Below are 18,475 nucleotides of genomic sequence, written 5' to 3' on the forward strand. Positions count from 1 at the left end.
ATGCCAATAATTAAAAATTAAATATTTGCCCAATTCGTGCGATCAAAAACCCTTAAGGTTGATTGCTTGACGATGTCCAGGTCTTTTAATGTATTTCCATTGAGCTGCAAGTTGGCATCAATATCCAGTAATGGCACCAATACAAAATCACGTTCCAGCACGCCCACATGCGGTACGGTTAACCGTTCATTTTGAATCTGCTCATCACCGTAAATGAGCAGATCCAGATCCAAGGTACGCTCACCCCAATGGCGTAGACGTACACGCCCAGCCTCCTGTTCGAAGGTTTGCAAACGATCCAGCAGATCCAGCGGTGCTAGATCCGTAATTAACTGTACGACAGCATTAAAATAATTGGGCTGATCTTGTGGCCCCATAGGTGGGCTTTGATATAGATGCGAGGTTTTGACCTGTCCCAGACTTGCCAGCTTTTGCACGGCTTCAGCCAGAATCTGGCGTGAATCGCCCAGGTTACTTCCTAAACCGATATAGGTCACTGTCATTGTGTAGGCCCAAAAATAACCTGGCTTAAATCACGCTGCACCCGTTTACGCTTGGTAATTGGATGGTCTGCACCAATGTCACCGCTGGCACCGGCCGCCACATGAGAAACCGGTTTGCTACGCTCATTCTCAAATTTGGCTTTACGCGCACGACGGCTACGTGGTTCCGGCTCATTCACCAGAGGTTCAATCTCGGTTACTACATCTTGTGCAGCCAGACGCTGTTCCAGATGTTCTTCCTGAGAAGCCTTGCGACGGCTCTTGGCACGCTGACGATTATATTGGGCAATGGCACGCTCTTTTTCATCGCTGCTCATTTGCTGATAGGCTTCCCACCAACTTCCCATGCCCTGTGCAGTTTCATCGCCTGATTTTTCACGCAGCAACAAAAAGTCAAAGCTGGCACGGAAACGTGCATGACCTGATAATGCTTCAATTTGCTGTGGTTTTGGATTGAGCAAGCGGGTTTGCATTTCCCAGACTTCACGAATGAAAGTTTCCGCAAAGCGTGGAATCACGGTACGAGTGGCCTGACGTTTCAGTACATCCAGTCCTGCCTGCGCACGTGCTTCCGCCGGCACTACACCTTTGGACAGATAGAAATCACAGCGCTCCAGGAACGGTTGCCACAACAATACCGCATAGAAGAAAGCCGGGTTGATGGTCTTGCCAATTGAAATACGCTGATCGGTATTTTTCGCTGCCAGTTCAATAAATGCAGTAATGTTTGGTTTGATATCCGCAAACAGCTGACGCCAGATGCCAAAATCGATCAGCATTGGCATCACACGATTCAGATGTCCCATAGTGAATAGCTTTTGCGATTCATCATAGAGACGGTGTGGAGACACATCACGTAGAAGCTGGGTCATTTCCGGAGTGAAAATATCCAGAATGGCTTCATCAATACTGAAATTGAGTTTGGCTGCAAAACGTAAAGTTCGCAGCATCCGAACCGGATCTTCCTCAAATCTTAAAGTCGGATCACCCAGTAAACGCAGTGTTTTATGTTTAATATCATCTACTGCATTGCAAAAATCCAGCACGATACCTTTGCGTGGCTGATAATACATGGCATTGATTGAAAAATCTCGACGAGCAAAATCCTGCTCAATGGTGCCCCAGTTATTATCGCGCAGGATCATCCCTGCTGCAGAGGTCACCGCTTTTTTAGGAGGCGCACGGAAAGTTGCCACTTCAACCAGTTCACGGCCCGAATAGACATGCGCCAGCTCGAAACGTCGTCCGATAATCCGACAACGCCGTCCGAACACTTCTTTAACCTGAGCTGGTGTAGCATTGGTCACTGCATCGAAATCTTTGGGATTTAAACCCAGCATCAGATCCCGGACACCACCACCTACGATATAAGCTTCATAGCCTGCCTTAGTTAAGGCATCAATCACATCGAGAATATAAGAAGGTAATTGAGCGGTTGATAAACCACATTTTGACGCGCGCAAAGTTTGCAAAAGACGCTGTCTCCTACGTCTGAACGTAAAATTCTAAGATGACGCTAATCATATCGCTTACACCGCTAAAGGGCAATTTGATTATGTCATTCTCATGGTTCAGATGGATGGCTTATTTACGCTAAATTCAGCAGGGTTACAAAGCCAGTCTATCCTTGTTTTTGGCAAATAAGGCCGGCCCGATTCCTTTGACCTGTTGAATATCTTCAATTGTTTTAAATTTACCGTTTTTCTGCCGGTATTCAATGATCGCTTCCGCTTTCTTCTGCCCGATGCCATTTAACTGCTGTAACTGCTCGATACTGGCCTGATTCAAGCTAATTTTATCAGTAGCTGAAGAGGCGGATAATGCAGGTTTAGCCAGATAATGATTGTTTTCAGAAACGGGGGTAGCAGCAGCAATTTTCTTCTTCAGGCGTGCATCATGCTGCTGCTGACGTACTTTCCATTCTGCATAATCGGTTGCAGTTGCATGTACTGTTTCAATTGAAGTATAGGCCAGCCAAATGCCTAGCAGGACAGTATTAATCCATGCCGGACCTATGCGATGTTGTACTTTGTTCATGAGCGGCTCTTTGTTTTAATTCTAATTTGGCCTGTTCCCAGAGCTGATCCAATTCAGCCAATGACAGGCTTTCCAGGTTGAGTTGCTGTTGTTCTGCCTGATCTTCCATCAGGGCAAAGCGGGTCCGGAATTTATGGATTGTGCCCAATAATGCCATCTCGCTTGAGACACCAAGTTTACGACCAACATTCACCAGTGAAAATAAGCAGTCGCCAAATTCTTCGAGTATTTCATCGGAATTTTGTCCAGCAACGGCTTCTTTTAGCTCATCCAGTTCTTCTTCCAGCTTGCCATAGGCACCCGCGACATCTGGAAAATCAAAGCCGATTTTGGCGACATTTTTCTGGATCTCATCCGCCTGTTGCAGTGCGGGTGCATGCTTAACCTCATCCAAACGTGAACGTGGCTTACCCTGTTTTTCTTTCTGCTTGATTTCTTTCCAGAGCACCGAGACATCTTCAGGGCTCAGCTGTGCAAACTGTTCCGCCTGAAACACATGCGGATGACGACGGATCAGTTTATCGGTAATCGCCTGCACCACATCCTGAAAATCAAAAGCGCCCTGCTCGCTATACATTTGTGACTGAAATACGACCTGTAAGAGCAAATCACCCAGTTCATCCCGCACCTCATCAGCTTGGCCAGAACGCACCGCTGCTTCAACTTCATAGGCTTCCTCAATCGCATATTTGGTCAGAGATTCGGGAGTTTGCTGCCGATCCCATGGACATTTTTCACGTAACTCACGCATGACTTGGAGTAATTGTTCCACTGTAAAACCTCTTCTTTACCAAATAGCCGCATTATTTTGCCTGTTTCTTCCTATGCTCAAGAAAAAAAGACAATAAGGAGATCAAGCACATGCACAGTATATTGATTAGTGGTGCAGCACAAGGAATTGGTGCCGCGACAGCTAAGCTATTTTACCAGCAAGGTTATAAAGTCGGAATTTATGATATTAATCATGAACAGGCAGAACAATTGGCCCAGCAACTCGGTGAACATGCCAAAGCCGGCTTTCTGGATGTAACCGATTATACTTCATGGGAAAGAGCCTTATCTGAATTCGCATCCTGGGCCGGTGAAATCAATATTCTGGTAAATAACGCCGGAATTTTATATTCCGGTCCTTTTGAAGAAACCAATATTACAGATCACCATCGTACCCTTGACGTGAATATCAAAGGCGTCCTGAATAGCTGTCATGCTATGCTGCTTTGCCCTATTTAAAGCAGGCTTCCTTTGCTCGGGTCATTAACCTATCTTCAGCATCAGCGATTTATGGCCAAGCGGATCTGGCTTCCTATGCAACCAGCAAATTTGCGGTTCGTGGTTTGACTGAAGGCTTGGATATTGAATGGCAAAAATATAGCATTCGGGTATTCGATGTGATGCCGCTTTTTGTTAGCACTGCAATGGTGAAAGATATGCAGGCTGAAAGTATCAAAAAAATGGGCGTGCATCTAAAAGCTGAGGATGTAGTGCAGGATATTTTCAAACTGGCACAGCTAAAAGATTCAATTTGGCAAGTGACGCATCATCCGGTCGGATTCAAGAGTAAGTTTTTATTTCACTTATCTCGAATAAGTCCACAGTTCGTTAACCGGCTGAGTAATTTAATGATTGCCAAACAATAAGAAATATTTTGGGCTTACTCTACTTTTAAACAGCTTGATGAATCTGAATCGCTGGAAATCTTAGGCCTTTACAGGAATGCTCGCTTTGCCAGGCCACAGTGAGCATGCAACCCGCTAAGATATAGTTTTGATAGGCATAAATTCCAATTTCTGGATGTTCACAACGTCCTCCATCCTGATGTGGATGAATCTGGGTATTCAGCTCATTCAGGTTTATCCGGATTCCAAGTCCTGACGCTTTTAGGACTGCCTCCTTGGTGGTCCAGACTTTAAACCAGTATTCAGGATCATAATGTAATGCTTGCCACTGTTTCAGCTCTTCAGGATGAAAAGCATGTTGGGCTAAGGCTTCAAAACGTACATTTCGATTAAGTTCTTCGATATCGATCCCCAAATTCTGAATACTTTTGCTTGTTGCTAATGCATAGAAGTTTTGGCTATGAGTATGATTAAAGCCAAAGTCTGGATAGGCCGGAAGATAGGGTTTGCCGTATTCGGTGGCAGCAAAATCTGAAGACTGGACCGGTCGATTGAGTTGTTTTGAAAGTAACTGATTACGATAGTTATAAATTAATTGTTTACGCTGCTGAATATAGGTTTTCCGATCTAAGTCTTGTAAATGTCTAAATCGTGGTGCCAGCGCAATCCAATCAATATGAATAATAAACTTCAAAAATAGTCGCCCTTATAAAAAATGTTACTTTTAGGGCTTTCAGTATAAATCAACCTGATTGCCTCTCTGACAAACTATAGCTAATATCTTAAAATATATTTTAATAAAACTTAAATAAAACAATAAAATATACTGTAAATCAAAATAAATAATTGAGCTTTCAAGCTATTTTTAATTGAATAAAAAATAGTTACAATCCAACTACAATTTTATACATAGAAAAAACAGAGGGTCATATCTTTAAGCAAATCATACTCAGTACTGCAATTGCTGCACTATCATTTTCAACACAAGCTGGCTCTTGGCTAGAAGCTGCTACTGCAGTTATGGGAGCTAGAAACGGCGCAATCATGGATCAGGCTGAAGCAAATATGGAGCGTAGCCGCGCACAGGCGAATGCTGCTGTTGCACGTGCAGACCGTGCTTATGCTTCCAATTATAATAATGCTTCAAATCAAAATAACGGTGTCTACTCAACAACATACTTAAAAGGATTAGATTGTACAGATTTGGCAGTAGAAGCGCGCAGCTTTGAACGCACCTTAGAAGCAAGTCAAAATGCACTCAACCAGGCGAATGCTCAAGCCAATAATCCTGTTTCTAAATTGGCAGGTATTGCAAGTGGTGCATTATCTGCTTTTGCAGGTCAATCACAAACAGTTGCGCGCGCAACTGAAATTACCAATGCTTTTACTGGCAATAACAATCAAAATAATATTGCTGCTTCTCAAGCCGATGCTGACGTAGCTTTAGCTAATCTTGAAAATATCCGTATTTATCAAAAAGCAAAAAAATGCTCAATCTAAAATATGAATAAATAAAAAAGCCTGCTTTTGCAGGCTTTTTTATTTAAATATGGCAATTAACCACGTTTAAATTTTTTCTCGGCTTTCTTGAATTTTTGTACATAACGACGGCGACGCGCAGCAGTACGTTCATCCAATTGTGACTTACGGCCTTCAAACGGGTTCTCTGAGGTTTTAAATTCAATTTTTACCGGTGTACCTTCAAGTTTGTACACTTTACGGAATACGTTTTCTAGGTAGCGGCGATAGTCCGCAGGTGTCTTATCTACCTTATTACCGTGAACCACGATGGTCGGTGGATTCTGTCCGCCCATATGCGCATAACGCATCTTGATACGACGACCTTGTACAGTAGGTGGTTGGTGCGCTTCAGTGGCATCATTCAGGATCTGGGTCAACTTCGCTGGTGATACTTTCAGATGTGAAGAATCATAAGCACGGTGAATCGATGGATACATCTCCCCGACCCCTGTACCATGTAACGCAGAAATCAGGTGGATTTTAGCCCAAGGAATAAAGTCAAAACGACGCTCTACATCGAGCTTACATTGTTTACGATCATATTCAGACATGTTGTCCCATTTATTGATCGCAATCACCATGGCACGGCCAGCTTCCAGCGCATAACCGATCAGGTGCAAGTCCTGCTCTACAATGCCTTCACGAGCATCCACCACGATCACCACTACGTGCGCGTCTTTCATCGCCTGTAAGGTTTTCACAATTGAGAATTTCTCAATCATTTCATCAACCTTACCTTTACGGCGTACCCCAGCGGTATCAATCAGGGTGTATTGACGACCATCACGCTCAAAAGGAATATAGATCGAGTCACGCGTCGTTCCTGGCTGGTCAAACGCTACAACACGCTCTTCACCCAATAGACGGTTTACCAGTGTCGATTTACCTACGTTTGGACGACCAATAATTGCAAGACGTAGACCAGTATTCTTGTCATGTTCTTCCGGACTTTCATCTTCAGGCACACCTTCAAGTACTTCTTCCAGCATTTGCTGTACGCCACGGCCGTGGCTGGCAGCAACCTGCATAGGCTCACCCATACCGAGTTTATAAAACTCAACCAGAGCAGCTTCAGCATGTACACCATCAACTTTGTTAGCTACAAGGAAAACTTTCTTGCCCAAAGTACGCAGTTCACGAGCGATCTGTTCATCAGATGCCAGTAATCCGGCACGTGCATCGACCACAAAAATGATCATGTCAGCTTCATGGATCGCGGTTTTAGACTGCTCAGCCATGTAGGAGTCAATACCACCTTCATTTTCACCGATACCACCGGTATCTACGACAATGAAAGATTTGTTTTGATAGATCGCATCACCATATTTACGGTCGCGTGTCAGACCTGCAAAGTCTGCCACCAATGCGTCACGGCTCTTGGTTATCTGGTTAAACAGAGTTGATTTTCCGACGTTCGGACGACCAATGAGCGCAATTACGGGTTTCATAGATTAACCTTTATTCAATATCAGGCTGTCTAAAAATGGCCTGAACATCAGAAAGTTTTGGAAGAAAAAGGGAATAGGATTAAAGCCTAAAATAAATAAAAACACGGGGCATTGAATATTCAATCACCCCGCGTAAAAAATACGGTTGGCTTATTTTAGCATAAGCCAAACAAAAATTAACGATTCTGCCAGATGCTTAATGCACCCTTGCGAGTCGAAACATAGAGCTGGTTGTCAATTACGCGTAAATGACGCACTTCACCAGAAGTTTTAGCACGGCCAATAATCTGTCCTGTTGATGGATCTAACAGGTGCAGTACTCCGTCCAGATCACCTACGACAAGTTCAGTTCCAAGCATTACCGGATTGCTCAGCTGACGATTCAACAACTGGTCATTTTCCCATAAAGGCTGGCCAGTGGTAATTTCATAAGCGCTGATTTTACCATCGGTTTGGGCAACAAACACGCCATTACCAACCACTTCCGGTCGCTGGATACTGCTAGCATCTTCACTCCAGATTACCTGTTGTGAAGCCAGATCAAATACAGTCACCTGACCTTGATAGCTAGTGGTCACAATAAACTGACCTGCTACGACAGGATCACCGTCAATATCGATCAAACGCTGAATGTCCGAACGACCATCAGAAATCGCAACACGGCGCTGCAATTTAGGCACACCACTTAGGGCATCGATTGCATAAATATAAGCATTTGAAGTCGCAATCAATACATTACGTGCATCTAAAGGCACTGGAGCCGCCATGCCACGCAGGCTAAACTGGACATTCGGTAAATCGTAGGTCCATACCTGAGCGCCTGAAGCCACTTCGTGGGCATATACAGTACCATCATTAGTAACAGTAATTACGCGACCTGCATGAACCAGTGAAGGCGCCAAAATGGCACCAGTCAATTGTGCAGTCCAGCGTTGTTCACCAGTCTGCTGATCTAGTGCGATCAGTTGGCCTTTATTACTGCCAACCACCACGATCCCATCAGCGGCTTCAACGCCAGAGCTTAAAGTATCTTTGCTGACTTTTTTCTGCCACAGGCGCTGCTTGCCATTAAAAGCAGTGACTTCACCCTTAGGGTCGATCGCAAATACGACTCCGTTATCCGCATCCAGACGTAAACGTAGCGGATCAGCCTTCTCTGTTGAAGAAACACTGGTCGAAAATACAGGAACAAGTGTTTTAGTCTGACTGATTTTTGGAAGTGGATTCGGTTTTACTTCTGGTACTTTATTGGTCTTACCCGCACAGCCAGCGAGTGCAAGAGTTAAAACAGTTAAAGCACAGGTGATTTTATATGTTCTGTTCATTCAGCTTCTTCCACTTGTGTTTCTATAATTGGGCGTTCGATTTCCGGGTCATCGACCAACACGCCTACGCTTTCGAGCTTAATTTGTAAAATTTGACGTTCTTCTTTACGTTCAATCAAAGCATCCCATGCACTTTGATATACTTTTTTGGCATTTTCAATATCATTTTTGGCAACATAGATATCGCCACGAGCTTCATCAGCGGTTGCTTTAAATGCAGGTTCAGTGACTGCATCTAAAGTTTTCAGGGCTGCATCATATTTTTTCTGTGCTAATTGTGCATAAGCCAGACGCAATTTAACAACCTGAACTAGGCCTTTATCGTCAACTTTAGAGTTTTCAACTTTTTGCAATGCTTTCTCAGCGGCAGCATAATCTTGCTTGTCATAAGCCAGTTTCGCCATGACCAGCTGGGTTTGAATCGCTTGGGCCGAATCCGGTGCTTCTTTAACAATCTTGTCTGCAGTTTCAGACAGCTTGGCAAAAGCATCACCATCTGCAGCCTGTGCTTCATCCATCAATTGCTGAACCTTGGCAGTCTGCATTTGCGATTCTGCCAAGTTTTTCTTCTGCCAATATTCCCATCCGAAAAAGGCAATCAGCGCAACCAGAATCCCGATAATGATCGAAGAACCATACTTCTTCGTGAAGGATTTCAAACTTTCAAGTTGTTCATCATCAGTCATTGCGCTCATGCGATTACCTTTTTCCTAATGTTTTATCGATTATTTTGAAGAAATTTTAGTACTGAAAAATGCGACAAAGTCAGCAAATGGCACAGTAGATTGCTCTGCAGTCGCCAGCTCTTTCACCGTAAAGCTTTGTGTTTCAAGTTCACGCTCACCGATAATGGCTGCATATAAAGCACCGGCCTGATCGGCTTTTTTCATTTGCGATTTCATTGAACCCTGAGAGCCGACTTTCAGACGAATATTACTGCCTGCAGCTTCCAATTGATCACGAATCTGTTCAGCCAATACCAGTGCTTTACCTTGATAAGCAGGATCGGCAACCAGGAATACTTCGCAATCACGTACTGGCGTATTGTCTTCCACCTGTTCCAGGAGAAGCAATAATCGCTCCATCCCCATCGCGAAACCAACTGCAGGCACAGATTGATCCGCTTTGCCTTTCAATTGACCGACCAAGCCATCATAACGACCACCAGCACACACAGTACCTTGCGAACCTAAGTGAGTAGTGGTCCATTCAAATACGGTTTTGTTATAGTAGTCCAGACCACGTACCAGTTTCTGATTGATGACGAAGCTAATACCGGCATCTGACAAATACTGTTGTAACTGGTTAAAGTGTGCCAGTGTTTCTTCACCCATAAAGTCGTGAAGTTTTGGCGCATTTTCTAGGATGCTTTGAGTTTTGGCATCTTTGGAATCCAGAATACGCAGCGGATTAGTCGTCAGACGACGTTGAGAATCTTCATCCAGATCCGCTTTATGCGCTTGCAGGAACTCTACCAGTGCCGCACGATACGCTGCACGTTCATCAGACTCGCCCAGTGTATTCAGTTCAAGTTGAACTTTGTCAGCAACGCTCATACGTTTCCAAAGGCGCGCAGTCATCAGAATCAGCTCTGCATCTTGATCAGGTGTTGCCACACCAAAGGTTTCCACACCAAACTGGTGGAACTGACGATAACGGCCTTTTTGCGGTTTTTCATAACGGAACATCGGTCCGATATACCACACTTTCGGTGTTGCACCACGAAGCAGGTTATGTTCCAGCATCGCACGTACACAGCCCGCTGTTCCTTCAGGACGTAAAGTCAGAGACTCAGGCGGATTACCTTTGTCCAGGAAGGTGTACATTTCTTTTTCAACGATATCTGTGGCATCACCGATCGAACGTTTAAACAGATTGGTCTGTTCAACCATCGGCAAACGGATCTGTTGATAGCCATAGGCATCCATCAGACCTGACAGATGCTGTTCAAGACGTCTCCAAGCTGGGGTTTGCGTTGGGAGAATGTCATTAAAACCTTTGATTGCGACGATTGAACTCATGATCTACTCAGAAAAACTTGTGCGAATAATTTCTTTTGATTTGGCTTCTTCAAGCTCGGAAACACGTTGACGAACCATTGATTCGATTTCATCAACCAGTTGATTGGTATCGATTAAATGACTCTTTTCACCATTACGATACACCAGTGAGCGCGGACTTGCACCTACTACACCAATATCGGCTTCTTTGGCTTCACCCGGACCATTCACTTTACAGCCAATCACAGACACATCCATCGGCACGCGAACATCTTCCAGACGCTCTTCCAGAGTCTGCATCACTTTAATCACGTTAAATTCCTGACGTGAACAGCTTGGGCAGGCAATGAAATTAATTCCGTTAGAACGAAGACCCAGCGATTTCAGGATATCAAAACCGATCTTGATTTCTTCTTCAGGCTCAGCTGCCAGAGAAATACGCATGGTATCGCCAATGCCTTCCATCAGTAGACCGCCAAGAGCAATCGCTGATTTTACTGAACCGGTACGATACACACCCGCTTCAGTCACACCCAAGTGCAGTGGATTATCAATCTGTTTAGACAGCAGACGATAGGCATCCATGGTCAAAAACACGTTTGATGCTTTGACCGATACTTTGAATTCATGGAAATTCAGACGATCCAGAATGTCGATATGACGCATCGCAGATTCCAGCAGTGCTTCACCTGTTGGCTCGCCATATTTTTTCTGGATATCTTTTTCCAGTGAACCGGCATTCACGCCAATCCGCATAGAAATGTCATTATGACGTGCTGCTGCCACGACTTCACGAATCTTGGCTTCCGAACCGATATTCCCCGGGTTAATACGCAGACAGTCTGCACCCAGATCAGCAACAGCCAGCGCAATTTTATAGTCGAAGTGAATATCTGCGACCAGTGGTACGTCAACTTGCTTACGAATTTCACCAAATGCGGCCGCTGCTTCCATACTTGGAACAGAGACACGCATGATGTCTGCGCCTGCATCCACACAACGCTGAATTTGAGCAACAGTTGCTGCGACATTGCAAGTTTCAGTATTGGTCATCGACTGAACAGTGATCGGTGCATCACCACCGACATAGACAGAACCGACACGGATTTTACGTGTTGGACGGCGCTGAATTGGATTTACGATCATGATTTCGCCCTATCTGCTCACCATTAACGTGATAAACGGAAATCTGCTTTTCCGTTAACCGTATAAGGTGACAATGAAATACTTTCATTATTTAAACTGAGTGATACTGCTGTCGCATCATCCAGTCGGATCTGGAATGGCGCTTCACCGTTCAGCTCTAAAGTAGATGCCTGACGGCCAGTAGCCAGCACGTTACCGCCTGCATCTACAATATGCACAGAAGTCGGACGGCTAAAATCAAGCTTAAGCTGATCACCGGACATGGCAGCACCGGCATCCAGATTTAAAATCTCAACATCAGAAGAGGTGTCCGCAACTTCGGCACTATTCTCGCTGCTCTCTGACCAGTTCTGGATCATGGCGACCAGTGCACCCAAGATCAGTACCACAACCAGTGCAATCAGGCCACGCTTTAACCATTTACGGTTACGATCACGCTTTGAACCTGGCAATTTACCCATGATCTTGATTGGAGAATCTTTCAGGGCGTGCGTTGCAACCATACCGGTATCATTGGCATAAATTTCATCAAAACGCTGAATCAGGCTAGAAGCATCGACACCGAGATATTTGGCATAGGTGCGGTAATAGCCCTTGATAAAGGTCGCTTCAGGCAAAGATTTATAATCATCCTTTTCCAAGGCACTCAGGGTCTTTACCGGAATATTGAGTTCTTTGGCAACGTCTTCAAGCTCACGTTGCTGATTAATACGAATCTTGCGTAAGTACTCACCTGGACGCTGAACATTTCCTAACGCGTTTGGAGCTACGCTCGAATTATTCGAATCTGAATTAGGATTTACTTCCATACGGCCTCAGTACTGTACTGTAATTGCAAATAACGTTGGTATTCCAGGCTTTCAGGGAACAATGCACGTAATTGATTTACCAATACCTGCATGCCTAACTGATCGCCACTGGCACGCGCAGTGCGAATGCCAATCCAGAGCGCACGGGCACTCTGGTTTTTCTGCCCCACGCCACGTACAAACTGTTCATACATTTGAGTCGCGGCCGGGAACTGCTGGTTCAGATAAAAAATTTCTGCCAACTCTAACATTGATATATACGAAGCGCGATTAGCCTGTAGTGCCTGTTTGAATGATTTTTCAGCATTCACCAAATCACCCTGTTTCAGGTAAATCCGTCCCATATTTTCAAGGGCACGAAATCGCTGGTCATAACCTAAAGTTGCGCCGGCAATTTCGAACTGCTCGATCGCATCTTTATAGCGCTCAAGCTGATATAAATAGGTGCCGTAGTTATTTCGTGCCTGGGCATTTTTTGGATCTGCCGAAATTGCACGCTTGAAATAACCTTCGGCCTTTTCAAGATTAGGTTTGCTGCCTTCCTGCTGAAGCAGCACGCCCATCATCATATTGGCTTGCGAATCACGCGGATTAGTTTCCAGTGCCTGATCCAGCGCACGTTTAGCTGAATCCAGATCACCGTTTTTAAGATATTCAACCGCCAACTGAGTACGAACCTTGGTGGCTTTTTCCGGGTCCTTCTGACCCAGATCTGGCGTTTGACACGCAGTTAAAACCAAAGACCCACATACTACTGAAACCAAAGCAAGTTTAGATGTCAGATTACTCAATTGGCGACCTCTTGTTATCCTTGTGAGCGCATAATCTCGTTGGACTGTGCAATTTTCTTTTTCCACTGTTCCGCACGACGGGTACGGTCAGCGACTTGTCCTACCAGTTGTCCACACGCAGCGTCGATATCATCACCACGTGTCTGACGAATCGTACACACAAAACCGGCATCAGACAAAGTTTTTTGGAAAGAAATAATCCGGTTACGGCTTGAACGGCCATATGGCGCATGCGGGAACGGGTTAAATGGAATCAGGTTAATCTTGCTTGGCAGATCTTTGAGCAGCTTGATCATCTGCTGGGCATGTTCAGGCTTGTCATTTACGCCATCCAGCATTACGTATTCGATGGTTACGTGCTTACGCGCACTTTCATTACCATCTTTAGTGATATAACGCTGACAAGCGGCAATAAGCTGCTCTAGCGGATATTTTTTGTTGATTGGCACCAGTTCATTACGCAGTTCATCATTGGTTGCATGTAATGAGATCGCCAAAGCCACATCAATATCTTGTGCCAACTGGTCAATTTTCGGCACGACACCAGACGTTGAAAGCGTTACGCGGCGTTTAGACATACCATAGGCAAAATCATCCAGCATAATGCGCATAGAATTTAATACAGCGTCATAGTTCAGCAATGGCTCGCCCATGCCCATCATCACCACATTGGTCACTGAACGCTCACGCTCAGCCACAGGCACTTCTTCCATATAGGAGTAGTTTGCCATCCACAACTGACCGATGATTTCAGCTTGAGTCAGGTCACGCTGGAAACCTTGCTTACCGGTTGAACAGAATGAACAGTCCAGAGCACAGCCCACTTGTGAAGAAATACACAGGGTCTTACGTGAGCCAGTTTTGTCTTCTGCGGGAATGAGGACAGTTTCAACCAGAGAGCCGTCACCATCACCGACACGGAACACCCATTTACGGGTACCGTCTTTGGAATAGTTTTTATGCACCACTTCTGGCGCTTTAATTTCACAAATCTTTTCCAGTTTTTCACGCAGCTTGCCCGAGATATTGGTCATCTCGGCAAAATCAGTCACGAAATACTGATGAATCCATTTCATCACCTGACCGGCACGGAACTTCTTCTCGCCCATATCTTCGAAGAATTTTTCCATTTGCGGACGTGACATGCCTAGTAAGTTCACTTTTTCCACAGAATTTTGCTGTGCAGGAGTGGACGGAGATTGTTGCTGTGCATCAGAAACTGCTGATGTAGCGACCACTTCAGTACTCATGTGTATACCTAAACCATGTCTAAAGATGAAAGGAGAAGCTCAATATCTGAGCAAAGAATTATTCAGAGAATAAAAAAACCAGATAAGTATAATAACACTTATCTGGTTTGAATACTGCGTATTAACGAGTACGTGGAGCAATCTCAGTTTGCGCGAAGAAGTAGTTAATTTCGCGGTCAGCAGATGCTACAGAGTCAGAACCGTGAGCAGCGTTTTCGTCGATGCTTACAGCGAAGTCTGCACGGATTGTACCAGGAGCAGCTTCTTTAGGGTTAGTCGCGCCAAGGATGTCACGGTGAGCAAGAACAGCGTTTTCGCCTTCAAGAACTGAAACAACAACTGGACCAGAAGTCATGAATGCAACTAGGTCACCGAAGAAACCACGTTCTTTGTGCTCAGCGTAGAAGCCTTCAGCTTCAGCTTGAGTCAGGTGTTTCATTTTAGTCGCAACGATTTTAAGACCTGCTTTTTCGAAACGAGCAAAGATGTCACCAATGTGGTTTTTAGCAACTGCGTCTGGTTTTACGATAGATAATGTACGTTCAATAGCCATGATTGGCTCCTTAAGTCAATTGTTGACATGAAAATTTGCCGCATTATACCGAATAATGGACTTTTTTCTGCCTTTAAACTGTAAAAAAATTGCTTTTTTCAATTGGCAATTAACGTGCTTCGTCAATCCATGCCATTTGAATGGCTTCCAGAAGCCCTTCGGTTGATTTGGTTGGATCATCTTCAAAATCAGGAAGTGCACATACCCAGGCATGCAGGTCAGTAAAGCGAACCCATTGCGGATCCACGTCTGGATGCGCTTCATACAATTCAATCGCGATATCGAGGGTATCTGTCCAACGTAAACCCATGTCTATTCCTAAGCCTATTTACTGTGATGTAGTACTTTAGCAAATCTGCAAATTTCTGCGAGCTTTTGCTAGATCATCTCGTAGTTTTTTACAACATGATATTAAAAAAAGGTGCCGTAAAGACAATCATGGTGGCTACCAGCGCGCCCAATATGGCTCCTACCGCCACATCACTCGGATAATGCAGACCCAAGACCATTCTTGAGATTGCGACCAGAATGGCAAATGGCAACATTAAAAACAGCAAAAAAGGCACGATATAACCCAGTACGATTGTGACCATCACTGCATGCAAGGTATGTCCCGAAGGAAAACTAAAATGATCCAGCGGATGCTCACAGAGCCGAACAACCTGATGCACCTGATAAGGACGTGGCCGTACGGTCTTGGTTTTTAATAGTTTATAAATCAGGGTCCCAACCATACTGCCAAACACCAGATAAACAATCTGTAAGGTATACATCAGACCCTGAATCAGCCAGACGGCAATGAGCATCAAATACCAGAATACGCCATTGCCCAACCGGCTAATGATTTTAAAAAAAGCCGCAATGCGTTCTGAATGTGAAAAATGATTAAGATAAATACAGCCTTTTAAATCAATTTCTAAAAACTTTAATTTTGCATTCTGAAATTTCATTGTAGAGCTCTTATTGTTTTATGCCCTGCATTTCAGGTTTTGTACGACTGAAAAATAGAGCTTGTTCAAATTGACGCATGAGATAATCGCTATTCACCTTTTTTAGTTTCTTAATACCTGCATCCTTCTGTAATCGTTATAAATCGCCTAATTCAAACATCTAACAGATGAATTCTTACTACTATCCCAACCTACTCAGCCAACTTTTCCGATCATGTTGCAGCTGTAAACAAGTACATCCATGATCATTAGCGATCATTGCTCCACCGCTGGCCATCGCCTCCTGCACTATATTTTCTAAGCTTTCAATCCGACCTATCCCTGAACTGTTAATAGATAATTTATTTATACTGGTATTCAGTGAAATAAGTCTGAATTACCACATTCAATTCATTCTTTGAGAATAATTATCTAGCCTTTAACAAAACCTGAGAAGGATCGAATGTGCTTCGAGTATAGTGCAGTTATAGCGCCCAAGACTTTGGTGAAAATGTATCTGGAAGCCGCTTCTTGCCTTGCTCTTACTCAAAATTTGGTTATTTCAAAGCATTTAAAAGTTAAAGAGATATAACTATCCATACTTTTGATCAAGTATGAAATTAAGGTGTGACTGTTTTATGAATTGATTTATGGGAGCTGAATATTTCTTACATTATTAAACTTGCTGATGCTTTACGCCTGCTCTATCTGCCTTTTCAATTTCTTTACTATACTTCTGCTCAACTAATAACCGATTAAATACCTGATTCATGCCGATGGATTCAACTTATAAAATAATTGCCATTTTGGGATATGATTTATTTTTTGAGATCACCTTTTATCCTCAAATTCCCAGTCAGGCAACAAAGCTACTCCAAACAATAAACATAAAATTGGAATTAAGACAGCTAACAATAAACTTAATGAAAACCAGCTAAATCCCCAATACATCACGATAAATAATCGTTTGGATTTGTTGCCATAAAGTTTCGGTATTTTTAAATTCGACTCCACATTGCTCAAGCTCTTAATCACCTACTCCCACTTCAGTCCAAGCATAGATATGATTTTCCATATTAAAAATTCAGTTCGATCTTTCATCTTATCTTTTTATATTTATTTAAATTATTATTTGACTATATAAAAAACCCACTCTAGTGAGTGGGTTTTCGCATTCAAATCAAATGATTCAAGAAATTAGTTTTTCTCTTTATCTATGATTTTGTTTGCTTGAATCCAAGGTATGAACGAGTACAAAACACTGTTTTGTACGAAGTGCAAGGAAGCAAAGCATTGCTTTGAATGAAGCGCAAGGAATGAAAACCACTGCTTTCCTTTCTTTGAGGCACACAATTTTAACCAATGATGTTAGTCATTTTTACAAGATATAAAAAAGCCCCTGTTATAAAACAAGGGCTTTGTGACTCAGAAATTAGAACTTAGTTCTTTTCTTTATCAACAATTTTGTTTGCTTGGATCCAAGGCATCATCGCACGCAGTTTAGCACCAGTTTGTTCGATACCGTGAGCAGCGTTTTGACGACGGCGAGCAGTCATAGATGGGTAGTTCAACGCACCTTCTTGGATGAACATCTTCGCATATTCACCAGATTGAATACGTTTAAGCGCATTACGCATTGCTTCACGAGACTGTTCGTTGATTACTTCAACGCCAGTTACGTATTCGCCGTATTCAGCATTGTTAGATACTGAGTAGTTCATGTCCGCGATACCGCCTTCGAACATCAAGTCAACGATCAATTTAAGTTCGTGTAGACATTCGAAGTACGCCATTTCAGGCGCATAACCAGCTTCAACCAGAGTTTCGAAGCCCATTTTAACCAGTTCAACAGCACCACCACAAAGAACCGCTTGCTCACCGAACAGGTCAGTTTCAGTTTCTTCACGGAAAGAAGTTTCGATGATACCAGTACGGCCGCCACCTACACCTGAAGCGTAAGAAAGCGCAACATTACGAGCATTACCAGAAGCATCTTGGTGGATCGCGATTAAGTCAGGAACACCTGAACCACGTTGGTATTCAGAACGTACAGTATGGCCAGGAGCTTTAGGCGCAACCATGATTACGTCTAGGTCTTTACGTGGAACAACTTGGTTATAAAGAACAGAGAAACCGTGAGCGAATGCAAGAGTCGCGCCTTCTTTGATGTTTGGCTCGATCACGTCGCGGTAAAGTTGAGCTTGGAACTCATCTGGAGTCAAGATCATTACTACGTCAGCTTGAGCTACAGCAGCAGGAACTTCAGCAACTTTAAGACCAGCGTTTTCAGCTTTTTTCCAAGAAGTAGAATTCGCGCGTAGACCAACAGTTACGTCAACGCCAGAATCTTTAAGGTTAAGCGCGTGTGCGTGACCTTGTGAACCGTAACCAATGATTGCTACTTTCTTAGATTGGATAATAGATAAGTCGCAGTCTTTATCGTAAAAAATTTGCATTGCTGTCTCCGCTTAAATGCTTGTGTGTCCGTTTCATCAGGCAATGATCCTTGATCACATTGCCTGAAGCCCCCTTCTTATTAGAATGAGG

Annotated in this window: 18 protein-coding genes and 1 pseudogene; 2 read left to right on the forward strand and 17 right to left on the reverse strand. The window is 43.7% G+C overall.

Annotated elements, in window-relative coordinates:
* Positions 1–17: 17 nt before the first annotated feature.
* The 4 genes from folK to mazG form a co-directional block, all read right to left on the reverse strand.
* On the reverse strand, positions 18–503 hold the full coding sequence (gene folK / locus ACWM1W_RS12970; protein ID WP_005232107.1) for a 2-amino-4-hydroxy-6-hydroxymethyldihydropteridine diphosphokinase: 486 nt from the start codon (positions 501–503) through the stop codon (positions 18–20).
* Positions 500–1,975 carry a polynucleotide adenylyltransferase PcnB gene (pcnB, locus tag ACWM1W_RS12975; RefSeq protein ID WP_448765148.1) on the reverse strand — a complete coding sequence of 492 codons (1,476 nt, stop codon included), beginning with the start codon at positions 1,973–1,975 and terminating at the stop codon, positions 500–502. The genes folK and pcnB overlap by 4 nt, the downstream gene beginning before the upstream one ends.
* Positions 1,976–2,111: 136 nt before the next feature.
* Positions 2,112–2,540: a ComEA family DNA-binding protein gene (locus ACWM1W_RS12980; protein ID WP_005232111.1), complete on the reverse strand. Its 429-nt coding sequence runs from the start codon at positions 2,538–2,540 to the stop codon at positions 2,112–2,114.
* Entirely contained in the window at positions 2,500–3,312 is an 813-nt protein-coding gene (gene mazG, locus ACWM1W_RS12985; RefSeq protein ID WP_005232113.1) for a nucleoside triphosphate pyrophosphohydrolase, read from the reverse strand. Before mazG ends, ACWM1W_RS12980 begins: the two co-directional genes overlap by 41 nt.
* An 89-nt stretch (positions 3,313–3,401) precedes the next feature.
* On the opposite strand from mazG, the pseudogene ACWM1W_RS12990 reads away from it, so the two are divergent.
* Positions 3,402–4,177 (forward strand): annotated as a pseudogene (locus ACWM1W_RS12990) (SDR family oxidoreductase).
* A gap of 25 nt (positions 4,178–4,202) precedes the next feature.
* On the opposite strand, the gene ACWM1W_RS12995 reads toward ACWM1W_RS12990, so the two are convergent.
* On the reverse strand, positions 4,203–4,823 hold the full coding sequence (locus ACWM1W_RS12995) for a 4'-phosphopantetheinyl transferase family protein (RefSeq protein WP_051069686.1): 621 nt from the start codon (positions 4,821–4,823) through the stop codon (positions 4,203–4,205).
* A gap of 353 nt (positions 4,824–5,176) precedes the next feature.
* On the opposite strand from ACWM1W_RS12995, the gene ACWM1W_RS13000 reads away from it, so the two are divergent.
* Positions 5,177–5,656 carry a hypothetical protein gene (locus ACWM1W_RS13000; RefSeq protein ID WP_286965682.1) on the forward strand — a complete coding sequence of 160 codons (480 nt, stop codon included), beginning with the start codon at positions 5,177–5,179 and terminating at the stop codon, positions 5,654–5,656.
* 56 nt (positions 5,657–5,712) lie between these two features.
* On the opposite strand, the gene der is transcribed toward ACWM1W_RS13000, so the two are convergent.
* From der to ilvC, 12 genes are all read right to left on the reverse strand, one after another.
* Complete coding sequence (gene der, locus ACWM1W_RS13005) at positions 5,713–7,125, reverse strand: ribosome biogenesis GTPase Der (RefSeq protein WP_005232122.1); 1,413 nt, start codon at positions 7,123–7,125, stop codon at positions 5,713–5,715.
* 176 nt (positions 7,126–7,301) lie between these two features.
* On the reverse strand, positions 7,302–8,450 hold the full coding sequence (gene bamB / locus ACWM1W_RS13010) for an outer membrane protein assembly factor BamB (RefSeq protein WP_005232124.1): 1,149 nt from the start codon (positions 8,448–8,450) through the stop codon (positions 7,302–7,304).
* Entirely contained in the window at positions 8,447–9,145 is a 699-nt protein-coding gene (locus tag ACWM1W_RS13015) for a YfgM family protein (RefSeq protein ID WP_005232125.1), read from the reverse strand. The genes bamB and ACWM1W_RS13015 overlap by 4 nt, the downstream gene beginning before the upstream one ends.
* 30 nt (positions 9,146–9,175) lie before the next feature.
* The gene (gene hisS / locus ACWM1W_RS13020) at positions 9,176–10,471 is read right to left on the reverse strand and encodes a histidine--tRNA ligase (protein WP_312308296.1); all 1,296 of its coding nucleotides are present in this window, start codon (positions 10,469–10,471) and stop codon (positions 9,176–9,178) included.
* Positions 10,472–10,474: 3 nt separating this feature from the next.
* Positions 10,475–11,596, reverse strand: coding sequence for a flavodoxin-dependent (E)-4-hydroxy-3-methylbut-2-enyl-diphosphate synthase (gene ispG / locus ACWM1W_RS13025; protein WP_005232130.1), 1,122 nt, complete (start codon positions 11,594–11,596; stop codon positions 10,475–10,477).
* 23 nt (positions 11,597–11,619) lie between these two features.
* Entirely contained in the window at positions 11,620–12,405 is a 786-nt protein-coding gene (locus ACWM1W_RS13030) for a helix-turn-helix domain-containing protein (RefSeq protein WP_291358622.1), read from the reverse strand.
* Positions 12,396–13,196 carry a type IV pilus biogenesis/stability protein PilW gene (pilW, locus tag ACWM1W_RS13035; RefSeq protein WP_312308294.1) on the reverse strand — a complete coding sequence of 267 codons (801 nt, stop codon included), beginning with the start codon at positions 13,194–13,196 and terminating at the stop codon, positions 12,396–12,398. Before pilW ends, ACWM1W_RS13030 begins: the two co-directional genes overlap by 10 nt.
* Before the next feature lie 14 nt (positions 13,197–13,210).
* A complete protein-coding gene (gene rlmN / locus ACWM1W_RS13040) occupies positions 13,211–14,446 on the reverse strand; it encodes a dual-specificity RNA methyltransferase RlmN (RefSeq protein ID WP_005232136.1) in 1,236 nt (411 codons plus the stop codon).
* Between the two features lie 121 nt (positions 14,447–14,567).
* Positions 14,568–14,999: a nucleoside-diphosphate kinase gene (ndk, locus tag ACWM1W_RS13045; protein WP_004782097.1), complete on the reverse strand. Its 432-nt coding sequence runs from the start codon at positions 14,997–14,999 to the stop codon at positions 14,568–14,570.
* A gap of 109 nt (positions 15,000–15,108) precedes the next feature.
* The gene (gene iscX / locus ACWM1W_RS13050) at positions 15,109–15,309 is read right to left on the reverse strand and encodes a Fe-S cluster assembly protein IscX (protein WP_005232138.1); all 201 of its coding nucleotides are present in this window, start codon (positions 15,307–15,309) and stop codon (positions 15,109–15,111) included.
* Positions 15,310–15,397: 88 nt separating this feature from the next.
* The gene (locus ACWM1W_RS13055; RefSeq protein ID WP_312086602.1) at positions 15,398–15,949 is read right to left on the reverse strand and encodes a phosphatase PAP2 family protein; all 552 of its coding nucleotides are present in this window, start codon (positions 15,947–15,949) and stop codon (positions 15,398–15,400) included.
* Positions 15,950–17,367: 1,418 nt separating this feature from the next.
* A complete protein-coding gene (ilvC, locus tag ACWM1W_RS13060; protein ID WP_005232140.1) occupies positions 17,368–18,384 on the reverse strand; it encodes a ketol-acid reductoisomerase in 1,017 nt (338 codons plus the stop codon).
* Positions 18,385–18,475 lie beyond the last annotated feature (91 nt).

This window comes from Acinetobacter sp. TW_SC_4, from assembly GCF_054861205.1.